Source organism: Azospirillum himalayense (assembly GCF_042657465.1).
Taxonomy (GTDB): domain Bacteria; phylum Pseudomonadota; class Alphaproteobacteria; order Azospirillales; family Azospirillaceae; genus Azospirillum; species Azospirillum himalayense.
The window spans coordinates 1-14,275 of the sequence record NZ_JBHSLC010000009.1; the positions used below are offsets into that span (position 1 = coordinate 1).

Consider the following 14,275-nt stretch of genomic DNA (forward strand, 5'->3'; position numbering starts at 1 on the left):
CCGCCCTGGCCGACGCCGGCCCGGCGGCCCGCACGCTGGTCGCCGAGAAGGGCCTCGACGCCTCGCAGATCGCCGGCACGGGCAAGGACGGGCGCATCACCAAGGGCGACGTGATCGACCACGCCGCCAAGCCGGCCGCGGCCCCCGCCGCCGCTCCGGCCGCTGCGCCGCAGAAGTACCAGTGGACCGCCGGCACCGCGGGCGACCGTCCGCGCGCCGCGCAGGAGGAGCGGGTCCGCATGACCCGCCTGCGCCAGCGCATCGCCGAGCGTCTGAAGGAGGCCCAGAACAGCGCCGCCATGCTGACCACCTTCAACGAGGTGGACATGACCAACGTCATGGCGCTGCGCAACGAGTACAAGGACTTCTTCGAGAAGCGCCACAAGGTGCGTCTCGGCTTCATGTCCTTCTTCGTGAAGGCGGCCATCCAGGCGCTGAAGGAGATCCCGGCCGTCAACGCCGAGATCGACGGCACCGACCTCGTCTACAAGAACTACTACGACATCGGCGTCGCCGTCGGCACGCCGCAGGGTCTGGTGGTTCCGATCGTCCGCGACGCCGACAAGCTCGGCTTCGCCCAGATCGAGGGCAAGATCGGCGAGCTGGGCAAGAAGGGCCGCGACGGCAAGCTGTCGATGGACGAGCTGACCGGCGGCACCTTCACCATCTCCAACGGCGGCGTCTACGGCTCGCTGATGTCCACCCCGATCATCAACCCGCCGCAGTCGGCCATCCTGGGCATGCACAAGACCCAGGAGCGTCCGGTCGTCGTGAACGGGAAGATCGAAATCCGCCCGATGATGTATCTGGCCCTGTCCTACGACCACCGCATCATCGACGGCAAGGAAGCGGTGACCTTCCTCGTCCGCATCAAGGAGAACATCGAGGACCCGCGGCGCCTGCTGCTGGACGTTTGATACGCACAAGGGGACTGCGGGGGGCACCGTCCTCCCGCACCCGACCACCGGTGACGAAAGCCTCCGGAACCTGAAGAAAGGCGCCGCAAGGCGCCTTATTTTTTGCCGTCACACCACCGCACGTCCATCACACCAGCACGGCGGCGATCCGGGCAGCGGTGTCCTCCGGCTTCACCACCCGCTCGGCGGGCAGGCGCAGGGTCATGGTGGTCCCGGCGCCGAGCGTGCTGGCGCAGGTCAGCGAGCCGCCGTGCAGCTCCATGAAGTTCTTGGAGATCGACAGGCCCAGCCCGGTGCCCTCGAACTGGCGGCTGGCCGAGTTGTCGGCCTGCCGGAAGGGCTGGAACAGATGCTCCATGAACTCCTTTGGGATGCCGATCCCGGTGTCGGTCACCGACAGGGCCAGGGCGCCGTCCTCCTCGACGCGGGCGGCCAGGGTGACGCTGCCGCCGTCGGGCGTGAACTTCACCGCGTTGGACAGCAGGTTCAGCAACACCTGCTTGAAGGCGCGGCGGTCCACCCAGACGGCGGGGAGCCCGTCGGACACGCCGTTGCGCAGCTCCACCCCGTTGTCGGCGGCGCGGTCGCGGACCATGGTCAGGCACTGGGTCACCGCCTCGCAGGGGTCGATCACCTCCTCGGACAGCTCATAACGGCCCGCCTCGATCTTCGACATGTCGAGCACGGCGTTCACGATGTCCAGCAAATGCTTGCCGCTGTCGTGGATGTCCTTGGCACAGGATTTCTGACGCTCGTTCAGCGCACCGAAGAACTCGCTGTCGAGGATTTCCGAGAAGCCGATGATGGCGTTCAGCGGCGTGCGCAGTTCATGGCTCATGTTGGCCAGGAATTCGGACTTGGCGCGGTTGGCCATTTCCGCCTGACTCTTGGAGGCGAGCAGTTCCGCCTCCTGCTGCCGACGCTTCGTGACGTCGCGGATGACGCCGACGAAGACGCGCCGCGCCGCTCCCCCCTCCCCGTTCGACTCGCCCTCCCCGTCCGGGCCGCCCAGCCGCAGCGCGCTGACCGCCAGGTTGATCGGGAAGGTGCTGCCGTCGCGGCGCAGCGCCAGGACCTCGCGGTCGTTGCCGATGATGCGCGAGCCGGCGTTCGGGCGGTATTCGGCCATCGAGCGGTCGTGGCCGGCGCGGAAGCCTTCCGGCAGCAGGATGTTGACGCTCTGCCCCACCACCTCCGCCTCGGCATAGCCGAACATGCGCTCCGCCGCGGGGTTGAAGGTCTCGATGATGCCACGGGAATCAATGGTGACCACCGCGTCCACCATGGATTCAAGGATGCCGCGGATGCGTCGGGAGGCGCGCTCCAGCCGGTTCTGGTCCTCCTCCCGCCGGGATTGCTGCCGCTCCACGTACCAGGTCAGCAGGGCGATCACCACGGACATGGCAAGGCCCATGGCGATCCACACCGCGCTGTCGCGCTTCCACTCGCCCAGCGCCTCGGCCTTCGGCAGGGTGGCGGCGACGGTGAAGGGATAGTCGGCGACGCGGCGGACGCTGGCGATGCTGGGGCGCCCGTCGGTGGGCAGCACGCTGTCCAGCGTCGCCGCGTCCCGCGTGCGCAGCACGGCGTCGACCTCCGGCCAGTCGGCCAGCGTGGCGAGGCGCCGGCGGCCCTCGTCCCACGGGCGGTGGATCAGCACCGTGCCGTCGGCCAGCGCCAGGGTGACCGTGCCCTCCAGCCCCAGCCGCAACCCCTCGAAGCCGGCCCCCAGCCGCAGCGGGTTGATCATGGCGACGACCACCCCGGCGAAGCTTCCGTCCGGGTGGGACCAGCGGCGGCTCATCGGAATGACATAGGTGCCGGGGAAGGCCATGCTGGGGATCGGCGCGCCGATGTGAAGCCCGCCGTCCGACGCGCCCTCGTCCCGGTGGACCGCGAAATAGGGCCGGTTGGTCAGGTCGAAGGCCGGCGGGCTGCTGTCGGCGGAGTGGTGCAGCACGCGGCCCTGCTCGTCGACCACGATCAAGCCGGAGATCGGGCCGATGGCGTCGCGCCGGTTGCGCAAAAGGGCGTTCACCGACGGCGCCGCCACGGTGCGCGCCTGCGGGTGGGTGTCCAGAACGGTGACCAGATCGGACAGCAGCAGGTCCACGCTGAACACCGTGCGGACGGCCTGCTCCTCCAGGATGCGGGCGAGGTTGCGGGTCGAGCGTTCAGCCCCCTGCACCGCCTCGGCGTGGCGCTGCCAGACGCCATAGCCGATCATCGCGTTGACCACGACGATGAAGGCCACGCCGGACGCCCTCATCAGGAAGCGCACCGACCCCAGGGTCTCGAACAGGCGCTCCCCCATTCCGGCGGGCCCCGTCCCGGAGGGCGGCAAGGTCGCGTCGCGAACCGGATTGCGGCTGGCCATGGCTGTAAACAAATCTCCGCACGCAGTCCAAACGGGGCCGTTGCGGACCGCCCGCGTGGCAAATCCAACGTGAGACGGTACCGCCACCGGCCACCGTCAATCTCGCGCGAAAACCATAATGGAAGTTTAACCTTAATGCATCAATGAACCCGTTCGGCCGAACGAGCGATTGCCGCTTTGCCTGACGCTCTCCGGGCGTTAAGAATTCGCGGGGGTCGGGGACGGTTGCGCAAAGGAACAGGGACGATGGACAGCCAGAAAGACCGCAAGGCCGCGATCCTCGCCGCCACCCTGTCGTCGCTGTGGACGGACACCGAACCCGCCGTGCGCGAACGCGTGACGGCCATCGCGCTCGCCGAGGCCGAGGCGATTTCGGAGGTCTTCTACGCGATCCTGCTGGACCGCCCGGACAGCAACACCTTCCTCAGCCATACACTGGTCCAGGAACGGCTGCGCCCGTCGCTGGCGCGCTGGATCGGCGCGCTCTTCACCGCTTCCACCGATGAGGCCATCGCGGCGGTGCTGGAGCAGAATTACCAGGTCGGGCTGATCCACGCCCGCATCAACATCCCGCTGACCCTGGTCAACGCCGGGATGCGGATCGTCAAGAAGGAGCTGTCCGCCCGCCTGCTGGCCGCCGACCTCAGCCGCGCCCAGACGGCATCCGCCATCCTGTTCGTCGGCGAGTTGCTGGACACCGTGCTGGACAACATGCACGAGGCCTATCTTGGCGACCTGCTGGGCAACGTCCGCCACCAGCAGTCTCTCAAGATGTTCATGAGCGGCCCCAATCTGGCGCTGGAGGGCGAGCGGCTGAAATCGTCGCTGTTCGACTGGCTGCGCAACACGGTGGTGGCCTTCTACGCGCATGAGGACAGCAACCACGCGAGCCCGCCGCCCATCGAATCCTCCGATTTCGGCCTGTGGCTGAACCACAAGGCGGAGCTGACCTTCGGCCGCGTCACCGAACTGGACCTCATCCGCGAGCGCACCAGCCGCATCAGCGCCAAGGTGACCGCCGCGGTGGAGGGCGGCTGGATCACCCCCGCCTTCGTGAAGGAGCTGAACAACGACGTCACGGAGATCGCCTATGTCCTCGGCACCATCATCGAGAAGGCGATGGAGATCGAAAGCGGGCGCGATCCGCTGACCCGCCTGCTGACGCGGCGCTTCATGCCGGCGATCTTCCAGCGCGAGGTCGCCATCAGCCTGCGCCATGGCAAGCCTTTCGCCGTGCTGCTGATGGACGCCGACCATTTCAAGTCGATCAACGACACGCTGGGCCACCAGGCGGGCGACTCCGTCCTGTCGGACATGGCGGAACTGTTGCACACCCACGTCCGGGCTGGCGATTTCGTCTTCCGCTACGGCGGGGAGGAATTCCTGATCCTGCTGACCGAGATGGACGAGGCGGCGCTGCGCGTGAAGGCCGATCAGCTGCGCCGGACGGTCGAGGAACACCGATTCCATAGCGCCGGGGGCGCCGGGGGCGCCGGGAACGGGCTGCGGGTCACCGCCTCGATCGGGGCGGCCCTGCACGAGGGGCACCCGGATTACGAACACACCGTCCGCCGGGCCGACGCCGCGCTCTACGAGGCCAAGCGCCAGGGCCGCAACCGCGTGGTGATCGCCTGAATGGTGGTCGCCTAATGGCGGGCGCCCGAGCGCATCTGCATCCCGGGATCGGGCGTTGCCCTGCGGGGACGCATCGGCTACGTAAGACCTTTCCCTGCCGAGACCCGCGAATTCCATGTCTGACGGACCGCTTTCGCTCTACCGGGCCCGCCGCGGCACCGGAACGCTGCGCCCCGACCCCGACCAGGAGCTGGCCGCCGAGAAGCTCCAGAGCCTCTACAAGGCGCTGACGGGCTACAGCCCCCAGCCCGCCGGGAAGGCCGGCGGAGCGAAGGCCGGCTGGCTGGAGCGGTTCGGGCTGGGCCGCCCGCGCTCCGAACCGGCGGAGGCGCCGCAGGGCCTCTACATGTACGGCGGCGTCGGGCGTGGCAAGTCGATGCTGATGGACCTGTTCTTCGACACCGCCCCGGTGGAGAAGAAGCGCCGCGTCCATTTCCACGAATTCATGCTGGAGGTGCACGAGCGCATCCACCAGCACCGCCAGTCGGGCAAGAGCAAGGGCAAGGACGCCGACGACGCGCTGCCCGAACTGGCCCGCGCGCTGGCCGACGAGGCGTGGCTGCTCTGCTTCGACGAGTTCCACGTCACCAACGTCGTGGACGCGATGATCCTGGGCCGGCTGTTCACCAGCCTGTTCGACCTGGGCGTGGTGGTGGTCGCGACGTCCAACTGGCCGCCGGACATGCTCTACAAGGACGGGCTGCAGCGCGAGCTGTTCCTGCCCTTCATCGCCCTGCTCAAGGAAAGGCTCGACGTTCTGGCGCTGGAAGGGCCGACCGACTACCGGCTGGACCGGCTCCAGGGCAAGCCCGTCTATTTCTGGCCGCTCGGCCCGGAGAGCGACGCCAGGATCCGCCAGACCTTCGAAACGCTGACCGACGGCGCCCGGGGCGAACCGACCCATCTGTCGGTCCAGGGCCGGAAGGTGGAGATCGCCTGCGCCGCCAAATGCGTCGCCCTGGTGGATTTCTGGAGCCTGTGCGGCAAGCCGCTGGGTGCGGCCGACTACATCGCCATCGCGACGCACTTCCACACCGTGCTGATCCACGGCGTGCCGACGATGAAGGACGAGCTGCGCAACGAGGCCAAGCGCTTCATGACGCTGATCGACGCGCTCTACGAGCACAAGGTCAACCTCGTGGTCGCCGCCGAAGGCCCGCCGGAGCGGCTGTACCCCGAGGGCACCCACGCCTTCGAATTCGAACGCACGGTCAGCCGCCTGATGGAGATGCAGTCCGAGGACTACCTGCGCCAGCAGCATCTGACCTGAGGGGCCGGGGCGCCTCGCCCCGCCCGTGTTACCACGGCGATGCCGTCCTACTCCCGTTTCGCGCCGAAGATAATTGGGCGCCCGACGTTGTATTGCTGAACGTCGGTCCAACGGCGAGGGAGAGGGCGAAGCATGCCTTGGCGGTCCCGGTGCGGTGCACTGACGCTGGCGCTTTTTCTGACGGCACCGATCCAGCCCGCCCCCGCCGCCGGGGCGGGCAGCGTCGACTGCTGGCTGCTCGACGGGGACGCGCTGACCCAGGCGCGCGACAGCGGCTGGTGCAAGGATGCCTTTTCCCGGAATTCGCAGACCGGGGCGGCGCCCGCCGTCACGGTGACCGCGGCCCCCCTGCCCGCCCGCAAGCCCGACCCGCCCCCGAAGAAGCGGGTCGTCACCGTCCAGCGCAAGGCAAAGGCCCAGCCCGATTCCCAGGCGGCTGCCATCGTCCGCCCGGCCGGCCGCGGCAATGCGGTCGCCGAGGCGGATTTCGGCACCCAGTTCAAGCGCGACTGGAACGCTCTGATGAAGAAGCTCTTCGAGCCCTGAGGAGCCGCCGGGTCAGGTGGCGGGTCAGGTACGGGCCTCGTCCAGCCACTTCCTCACCGCCGGCGGCTCGTAGGCGGCGAAGGCGTCCAGGATGCCCGGCGCGGTGTCGCGGACGATCAGCATGTCGCGGTGTTTGGGCTGCATGAAGCGCTCCCCCGCCACATGGTCGAGGAAGCCGGCCAGCCCGTCGTAGAAACCGGAGGCGTTGAGCAGGCCGCAGGGCTTGTGGTGACGGCCGAGCTGCGCCCAGGTCCACACCTCGAACAGCTCCTCCAGCGTGCCGATGCCGCCGGGCAGCGCGATGAAACCGTCCGACAGCTCGGCCATCAGGGCCTTGCGCTCGTGCATGGTGGAGACGATCCGCAGCTCCTGGAGCCCCTGGTGGCCGACCTCCTTGTCCATCAGGAATTGCGGGATGATGCCGGTGACCGTGCCGCCCGCCGCCAGGACCGAGTCGGCGATCCGCCCCATCAGGCCGGTCCGTCCACCGCCGTAGACGAGGCCGATGCCACGCTCCGCCATGTGGCGGCCAAGCTGCTCCGCGGCCTCGCCATAGGCCGGGTTGGTGCCGGGGTTGGACCCGGCATAGACGCAAATCCGCATGTCGTTCCTCTGTGCGCGCCGTCTCTTGGACGCGTGTCGTAACAGGTGGCTTACCGGACGCGGGTGGCCGTGAAGCGCTGGCCGGGGTTCACGAACTCGTCCTGCGCCGCGATCAGTTGCAGCTCCCGCGTGCCCATCCGGCGGGTGGTCTGGAAGATGGCGTAGATGGCCGCCGCCGCCTGCTCCAGCGCGCCGGCCGGATCGAAAGCCTTCAGGTAATGGGCCAGGAACAGGGCGGCCACCGCATCGCCCGACCCGTTGGGCGGCGGGTCCAGCGGCAGCCGCGGGGTGGAGACCAGCCACGCGCCGTCCCGGTCGTCGGCCAGCATCTCGATGTGGCCGGGATCGGCGTCCTTGCGGGTCAGGCTGGTCACCAGGACCAGCCGCGGCCCGCGCTCCCGCAGGGCGGCGGTGGCGGCCAGCGCGTCGTCCAGCGTCTGCACCGTCCGGCCGGTCAGATACTCCAGCTCGAACTGGTTGGGGGTCATCAGGTCGGCGGCGGGGACGGCATGGTCGCGAATGAACTCCGGCAGGCCGGGACGCACGAAGAAGCCGCGCCCGACGTCGCCCATCACCGGGTCGCAGGCGTAGACGGCGCGCGGGTTGGCCGCCTTCAGCCGGGCCGCCGTCTCGACGATCACTTGGCCCAGCCCGACGTCGCCCATGTAGCCGGACAACAGCGCGTCGCAGGTGGGCAGGACGCCGCGCGCGGCGACGCCGTCCATCAGGTCGGCCACATGCTCCGCTGTGAAGACCTGCCCGGTCCATTCGCCGTAGCCGGTGTGGTTGGAGAACTGCACCGTGTTCACCGCGATGGCGTCGCAGCCCAGCCGTTGCAGCGGGAACACCGCGGCCCGGTTGCCGACATAGCCGTAAGCGACGTGGGACTGGATCGAAATGACGGTCTTCATGGGCGGACGATCCGAAAGGTTGGGGGCGCATCCTAAACCGTCCGCGCCACACGCTGGGGATGTTTCCATGCAGACCAGAGTTTCACGCCTCACGCGCCGCATGGACAGCCCGCGCTCCGGCGGCTAATCCTGCGGCAACAAGATCGCTTGAGGGAATGCCATGGCCGCCACCGCCCGCCCGCGCCGCAGCGTGCTCTACATGCCCGGCTCCAACGCCCGCGCCCTGGAGAAGGGGCGCAGCCTGCCCGCCGACGGGCTGATCCTCGATCTGGAGGACGCCGTCGCCCCCGACGCCAAGGCGGAGGCCCGCGCCACCATCAAGGCGTCCATCGCCGCCGGCGGCTATGGCGGGCGGGAGCTGGTGGTCCGCAGCAACGGGCTGAACACGCCCTGGGGCTACGACGACCTCGTGATGGCGGCCTCCAGCGGGGCCGACGCGGTGCTGCTGCCGAAGGTGGAGAGCCCCGACATGGTCCGCCAGGCCGAGGCGGTGCTGCGCGCCAACGGCTCGCCCGACGGGCAGACCATCTGGTGCATGATGGAGACGCCGCTGGGCATGCTGAACGCCAAGGAGATCGCCGGGGCCAGCCCGAAGCTGGGCGGGCTGGTGATGGGCACCTCGGACCTCGCCAAGGACCTGCACGCGGCGCACACGCGCGACCGGCTGCCGATGCTGACCAGCCTGGGCCTTTGCCTGCTGGCGGCGCGGGCCTACGGCCTCGCCATCTTGGACGGGGTGCATCTCGACCTGAACGACGACGCGGGCTTCGCCGGGTCCTGCGCCCAGGGGCGGGAGCTTGGCTTCGACGGCAAGACGCTGATCCATCCCAAGACCATCGCCGCCTGCAACGCCGCCTTCGCGCCGAGCGAGGACGAGGTCGCCCAGGCCCACCGCATCATCCAGGCCCATGCCGAGGCCGTCGCCCAGGGCAAGGGAGTCGTTCTGGTCGACGGGCGGCTGGTGGAGAACCTGCACGTCGAGAACGCCCGGCGCCTCGTCGCGCTGGCCGAGGCAATCCGGGCGCTGGAGGCGGCGGGCTGACGCCCACCGCCCCTCTCATGGACTGAGCGCTCAGGAATCGCGGCGCGCCTGCGCGTCCTTCACGAACTGCGACACCCGCCCGATCTCGCGCGGATCGGTGTCGACCGTCCGACGCCCGCTGGGGATCGGACGCATGCCCTTGCGGGGGGTGCGTCCGGGCGACGGGTGCTGGGGCTCCGCGTCCCTCCTGCGCTTCAGGGCGTCCTGAAGGTTGGCCTGGATGATCTCCCGCCGCCGCTCGGCGCGGAACCGCTCCAGCCGCCCGTTCACCCGCTTCAAGGCCCGCGCGTAGACCTGCTTCTTGGCGGACAGGCCGCGTTCGCTGGCGTCGGCCGATTGCTGGCCGGTGCCGCTGGCCTTTCCCCGCCGTCCGCGGCGGCGCGAGGCGATGATGTCGCGCGCCCGGTCGCGCTCCCCGCGCAGCCAGCGGGCGAGCGTCAGGGTTTCGTCGGGCGGCAAAGCCTCCAACTCCGGATAATGGCTGCGGCGGACCTGTTCGAATTCCTTCTCGGACAACAACCGTCGTTCGGCCGTGAGTTCGACTCCCATCGTTGAACCTCTCTGCTTATGGCGCTCTGCTTCGTGGTCCCGCTTCGGCTTACCCCCGTCCGCTCAACCGATCGGGAGGCGAAGCGTTCCCGGATGCAGTCCAATGGATTCCGATGCCACTTAGGGGTGCCGAAGGAATCGGAATCACGACCTCCCCGGAACCAAGTCGCCCCCCATTGGTTTTCCGACATGTGGCAGAGGTGGAGGTTGAAGATGGCCTCGAAAGACAACGGCCAAGACGAAGTCCAATCCGGGAGCGGTCGCACATCGAACCGCGGCTTCGCGTCGATGGACCGTGACCGGCAACGCCAGATCGCCAGCAAGGGCGGGGAAAGCGTGCCAGCCGACAAGCGCAGCTTCTCCAAGAACCCGGAACTCGCCGCGGAGGCGGGGCGGAAGGGGGGCCGGAGCGTACCGGCGTCCTCCCGCAGCTTCTCCAAGAACCCATCCCTGGCCGCCGAAGCGGGGCGGAAGGGTGGGCAGGCGAGTCATGGCGGACGCGGGGCCGCCATACGCCCGGGCGAAGGCGACTGACGGCACCAACGAGAAAAGCCCCTCTCCGGAACCGGAGAGGGGCTTTCTTTTCGCCGTCCGCTGGTCGTCGTGGCCCGTCGGGCCGGCGCCGCAACCGGTCAGGAGGCCAGCTTGTCCAGCTCGCGCAGGATCGAGTCGCCCATGACGGTCGTGGAGCAGCGGGCCATGCCCGGCGCCATGATGTCCGCCGTGCGCATGCCGCCCGACAGCACGTTCTGCACGGCCCTCTCCAGCATCTTCGCTTCCTCGTCCATGTTGAACGAGTAGCGCAGGCACATGGCAAAGGACAGCAGCGTCGCGCAGGGGTTGGCGAGGTCGCGGCCGGCGATGTCCGGGGCGGAGCCGTGCACCGGCTCGTAGAGCGCCTTGCGCTGGCCGTTGGCGTCCGGGGCGCCGAGCGAGGCCGACGGCAGCATGCCGAGCGAGCCGGTCATCATCGCCGCCTCGTCCGACAGGATGTCGCCGAACAGGTTGTCGGTGACGATCACATCGAACTGCTTCGGGTTCTTCAGAAGCTGCATGGCGCCGTTGTCGGCGTACATGTGCTCCAGCGTGACGTCGGAGAACTCCTCCTGATGGAGCTTCGTGACTTCCTGGCGCCACAGGAGGCCCGATTCCATCACGTTGGCCTTCTCCATCGAGTGGAGCTTGTTGCCGCGCTTGCGCGCCAGCTCGAAGGCGACGCGGGCGACGCGGCGGATCTCGCTGGTCGTGTAGACCTGGGTGTTGACGCCGCGGCGCTCGCCGTTGCCGATGTCGGTGATGCCGCGCGGCTCACCGAAATAGACGCCGCCGGTCAGCTCGCGGACGATCAGGATGTCCAGGCCCCTGATGACGTCGGCCTTCAGGGTCGAGGCGTCGACCAGGGCATCGAACACCACCGCCGGGCGCAGGTTGGCGAACAGGTTCAGCTCCTTGCGGAGCGACAGCAGGCCGGCTTCCGGACGCTTGGTGTAGTCGGTGGGGTTGTCCCACTTCGGGCCGCCGACGGCGCCCAGCATCACCGCGTCCGCCGCCAGCGCGTCGGCCAGCGTCTCGTCCTTCAGGGGAACGCCGTAGGCGTCGATCGCCGCACCGCCGACCAGCCCTTCGGTGACGTCGAAGGTGACGTTGCGCTTGCGGTCGAGCCAGTCGATGACCCGGCGCACCTGGCGCATGACCTCCGGACCGATCCCGTCGCCGGGCAAAAACAGAAGCTTCTTGTTGGCGGGCATGGCGCACGCACTCCCCATTGGAGACTTTATCAGTGTTGTCTAATCCGCGGACCGACAGGCCGGAAGGTGGCTCCCACCCCGCCGGTCCGCAAGGCCGTCATGGCCCGATGCCATTGGGCCGGTATCGGTTGGCCCTCACAGCCGGGCTGGTCAGCCCCAGAGCCAGGGCTGGCCGCCGCGCTGCTTGCCTTCATACTGGTCGATGAAGGCGGCCTGCTGCATGGTCAGGCCGATGTCGTCCAGCCCGTTGAGCAGGCAATGCTTGCGGAAGGGGTCGACCTCGAAGCTGATCTTGCCGCCGTCCGGACCGGTGATCTCCTGCTTCTCCAGATCCACCGAGACGATGGCGTTCGACCCGCGCGACGCGTCGTCGAGCAGCAGGTCCACCTGTTCCTTCGGCAGCTTGATCGGCAGGATGCCGTTCTTGAAGCAGTTGTTGAAGAAGATGTCCGCGAAGCTCGGCGCGATGATGCAGCGGATGCCGAAATCGGCCAGCGCCCACGGCGCATGCTCACGCGAGGAGCCGCAGCCGAAATTGTCGCCCGAAACGAGGATCTTGGCGCTGCGGTAGGCCGGCTTGTTGAGGACGAATTCCGCGACCTCGGCGCCGTCCGGGGTGTAGCGCATCTCGTCGAAAAGATGCTTGCCCAGCCCGGTCCGCTTGATGGTCTTCAGGAATTGCTTGGGAATGATCATGTCGGTGTCGACGTTGATCATCGGCAGCGGCGCCGCAACACCGGTGAGAACCGTAAACTTTTCCATCGCCAGAATCCTGTCGCGCAAAAGAGGCGCAAGCGTGTGCATGCGGAGTTCGGTGAATAGCAGACCCGTCCCGCCATTGCCAGAGGAAGCTTGCCGCAAATGCCGCTCGCGGCGCGCGATTCCGCATCCCGGAACACAGCCGGACGCAACGAAATTGCTCCCGATTTCCCTCCGCCGCCTCCGGCGCGGCATCCCGTCCTTGCTGCGCGGCGCTCCCTCGCCTACCAAGGGGCGGACGTCCCCCTGGGTTCCGCGACCTCCATGACCTTGCTTCCCGCCGCCCGCCGCCCGCGCATTGCGGCGCTCGCCTTTCTGCTGCTGGCCCCGCCGCTCTACGGCCTGCTCGGGCTGGCGCTGGGCATGGACGCCAACTGGGACCTGCGGAACTACCATTGGTACAACGCCTACGCCCTGCTGACCGGGCGGCTGGGCATGGACATGCTGCCGGCGCAGATGCCCAACTTCTACAACCCCCTGTTGGACGTGCCCTTCTATCTGCTCGCCAGCCATCTGCCGGCGCGCGCGGCGGGATTCGTCTGGGGGACGCTGCACGGGCTGAATCTGGCGCTGGCCTTCCTGCTGGCCCACGCCACCCTGCGCATCGGTGGCGCGGGGCAACGGGTGGCGCTGGCCGCCCTGCTGGCGGCGATGGCCGGCTTCGGAGGCGGCGCGCTGGGGCTGCTCGGCACCACCTTCCACGACAACATGGTCAGCCTGGGCGTGCTCGGCGCGCTGGTCGTGGTGGCGGGGTCGCTGCCGCGGCTGATCGACGGGCCGGTGCCGGGCGCCCTAGTGCGGGCGGCCGCGGCGGGGCTGCTGGCCGGGGCGGCGATGGGGCTGAAGAACCCCACAGTGATCTACGCGGTCGGGCTCTGCCTCGCCTTCCTGGCGCTGCCGGCGCGGCCCTGGCGGCGGCTGTGGCTGGCTTTCCTCTTCGGTGTCGGGGTGCTCGGCGGGCTGGCGCTGTGCGGCGGCTTCTGGATGGCCCATCTGTGGGTGGAGTACGGGAACCCGGTCTTCCCGCACATGAACCAGATCTTTAAGTCGCCCTTCGCCGCGCTGTCCGGCTACGTCAACGTCGGCTTCTTCCCGGACTCGCGGCTGGAGCGCCTGCTCTTCCCGCTGGTCTTCCCCTTCGCGCCGCTGAAGGTCGGCGAGGTCCCCTTCTTCGACCTGCGCGTCCTGGTGCTGTTCCTCCTCGTTCCCGCCGCCGCGGCGCTGGCGCTGCTCGCACGCGTCTTCCGCCGGCCTTCCGCGGGGCTGACCGACACCGCCGCCACCCGCTACCTGCTGACCGCCATGGCGGTGACCTACGCGCTGTGGGTGGGGATGTTCTGCATTTACCGCTATCTGGTGCCGCTGGAGATGCTGGCCCCGTTGGCCATCGTCATGGCGGCGGGCCTGCTGCCGGTGCCGCGCCGGGCGGCGCTCGTCCTGGCGGCGGCGCTTCTGCTTCTGGTCCAGGCCACCGCCCGGCCCGCCGATTGGGGCCACGTGCCGTGGAGCGACCGCTGGGTGGAGGCCGCCGTGCCGCCCATCGAGAACCCCGACGACACGATGGTGCTGATGGCCGGTTACTGGGCGAGTTCCCACGTCATCCCGGCCTTTCCGCCGCGCATCCCCTTCGTGCGCATCCAGTCCAACTTCCTTCAGCCGGACTCGGTCGGCAACGGCTACCTTGCCCTGATGCGGGACAAGGTGGGGGCGCACCGCGGGCGCTTCCTGATGCTCAGCACCATCCCCGACACGCCCGGCGCCGCGAAGGCCGCCGCCCTGCTGGGGCTTCGGGTGGTGCAGGACAACTGCCGCGTCATCCCCAACAACCTGGGCGAGCCGCTGAACCTTTGCGACGTGCAACGCATGGCGGACCATGAAAGGTCAGTGGATTAAATTGGGCAATTGTGCTGTTTAACCC

At 68.7% G+C, this 14,275-nt stretch carries 13 protein-coding genes; 7 read left to right on the plus strand and 6 right to left on the minus strand.

Annotated elements, in window-relative coordinates; all coding sequences use genetic code 11:
- Positions 1 to 917 (plus strand): 2-oxoglutarate dehydrogenase complex dihydrolipoyllysine-residue succinyltransferase (gene odhB, locus ACFPMG_RS06770; protein WP_376994435.1); only part of this gene is annotated, 917 nt, incomplete at its 5' end.
- A gap of 127 nt (positions 918 to 1,044) precedes the next feature.
- Here odhB and ACFPMG_RS06775 read toward each other — a convergent pair.
- On the minus strand, positions 1,045 to 3,294 hold the full coding sequence (locus ACFPMG_RS06775) for an ATP-binding protein (protein WP_376994436.1): 2,250 nt from the start codon (positions 3,292 to 3,294) through the stop codon (positions 1,045 to 1,047).
- Positions 3,295 to 3,540: 246 nt separating this feature from the next.
- Between ACFPMG_RS06775 and ACFPMG_RS06780 the strand changes: the two genes are divergently transcribed.
- The 3 genes from ACFPMG_RS06780 (at position 3,541) to ACFPMG_RS06790 (ending at position 6,745) form a co-directional block, all read left to right on the plus strand.
- Positions 3,541 to 4,929, plus strand: coding sequence for a diguanylate cyclase (locus tag ACFPMG_RS06780; protein ID WP_376994437.1), 1,389 nt, complete (start codon positions 3,541 to 3,543; stop codon positions 4,927 to 4,929).
- A gap of 115 nt (positions 4,930 to 5,044) precedes the next feature.
- The gene (zapE, locus tag ACFPMG_RS06785; RefSeq protein WP_376994438.1) at positions 5,045 to 6,199 is read left to right on the plus strand and encodes a cell division protein ZapE; all 1,155 of its coding nucleotides are present in this window, start codon (positions 5,045 to 5,047) and stop codon (positions 6,197 to 6,199) included.
- A 132-nt stretch (positions 6,200 to 6,331) separates the two neighbouring features.
- Positions 6,332 to 6,745 carry a hypothetical protein gene (locus tag ACFPMG_RS06790; protein WP_376994439.1) on the plus strand — a complete coding sequence of 138 codons (414 nt, stop codon included), beginning with the start codon at positions 6,332 to 6,334 and terminating at the stop codon, positions 6,743 to 6,745.
- 24 nt (positions 6,746 to 6,769) lie between these two features.
- On the opposite strand, the gene ACFPMG_RS06795 is transcribed toward ACFPMG_RS06790, so the two are convergent.
- Positions 6,770 to 7,348 (minus strand): LOG family protein, encoded by a 579-nt coding sequence (locus ACFPMG_RS06795; RefSeq protein ID WP_376994440.1) that lies wholly within the window; start codon positions 7,346 to 7,348, stop codon positions 6,770 to 6,772.
- A 50-nt stretch (positions 7,349 to 7,398) separates the two neighbouring features.
- Positions 7,399 to 8,259, minus strand: a complete 861-nt coding sequence (gene pdxY / locus ACFPMG_RS06800; protein WP_376994442.1) for a pyridoxal kinase PdxY — start codon at positions 8,257 to 8,259, stop codon at positions 7,399 to 7,401.
- A 160-nt stretch (positions 8,260 to 8,419) separates the two neighbouring features.
- Here pdxY and ACFPMG_RS06805 point away from each other — a divergent pair, with 160 nt between their 5' ends.
- Positions 8,420 to 9,301 carry an HpcH/HpaI aldolase/citrate lyase family protein gene (locus ACFPMG_RS06805; RefSeq protein WP_376994443.1) on the plus strand — a complete coding sequence of 294 codons (882 nt, stop codon included), beginning with the start codon at positions 8,420 to 8,422 and terminating at the stop codon, positions 9,299 to 9,301.
- A 30-nt stretch (positions 9,302 to 9,331) separates the two neighbouring features.
- Here ACFPMG_RS06805 and ACFPMG_RS06810 read toward each other — a convergent pair whose 3' ends face one another.
- Positions 9,332 to 9,850, minus strand: coding sequence for a hypothetical protein (locus tag ACFPMG_RS06810; protein ID WP_376994444.1), 519 nt, complete (start codon positions 9,848 to 9,850; stop codon positions 9,332 to 9,334).
- A 213-nt stretch (positions 9,851 to 10,063) separates the two neighbouring features.
- Between ACFPMG_RS06810 and ACFPMG_RS06815 the strand changes: the two genes are divergently transcribed.
- Positions 10,064 to 10,384, plus strand: a complete 321-nt coding sequence (locus ACFPMG_RS06815; protein WP_014241644.1) for a con-10 family general stress protein — start codon at positions 10,064 to 10,066, stop codon at positions 10,382 to 10,384.
- A 98-nt stretch (positions 10,385 to 10,482) separates the two neighbouring features.
- Here the strand turns inward: ACFPMG_RS06815 and leuB are convergent, their stop codons facing one another.
- Positions 10,483 to 11,598: a 3-isopropylmalate dehydrogenase gene (leuB, locus tag ACFPMG_RS06820; protein ID WP_376994445.1), complete on the minus strand. Its 1,116-nt coding sequence runs from the start codon at positions 11,596 to 11,598 to the stop codon at positions 10,483 to 10,485.
- A gap of 150 nt (positions 11,599 to 11,748) precedes the next feature.
- A complete protein-coding gene (leuD, locus tag ACFPMG_RS06825; protein ID WP_014241647.1) occupies positions 11,749 to 12,360 on the minus strand; it encodes a 3-isopropylmalate dehydratase small subunit in 612 nt (203 codons plus the stop codon).
- Between the two features lie 261 nt (positions 12,361 to 12,621).
- On the opposite strand from leuD, the gene ACFPMG_RS06830 reads away from it, so the two are divergent.
- Entirely contained in the window at positions 12,622 to 14,250 is a 1,629-nt protein-coding gene (locus ACFPMG_RS06830) for a hypothetical protein (RefSeq protein WP_376994446.1), read from the plus strand.
- Positions 14,251 to 14,275: the final 25 nt, after the last annotated feature.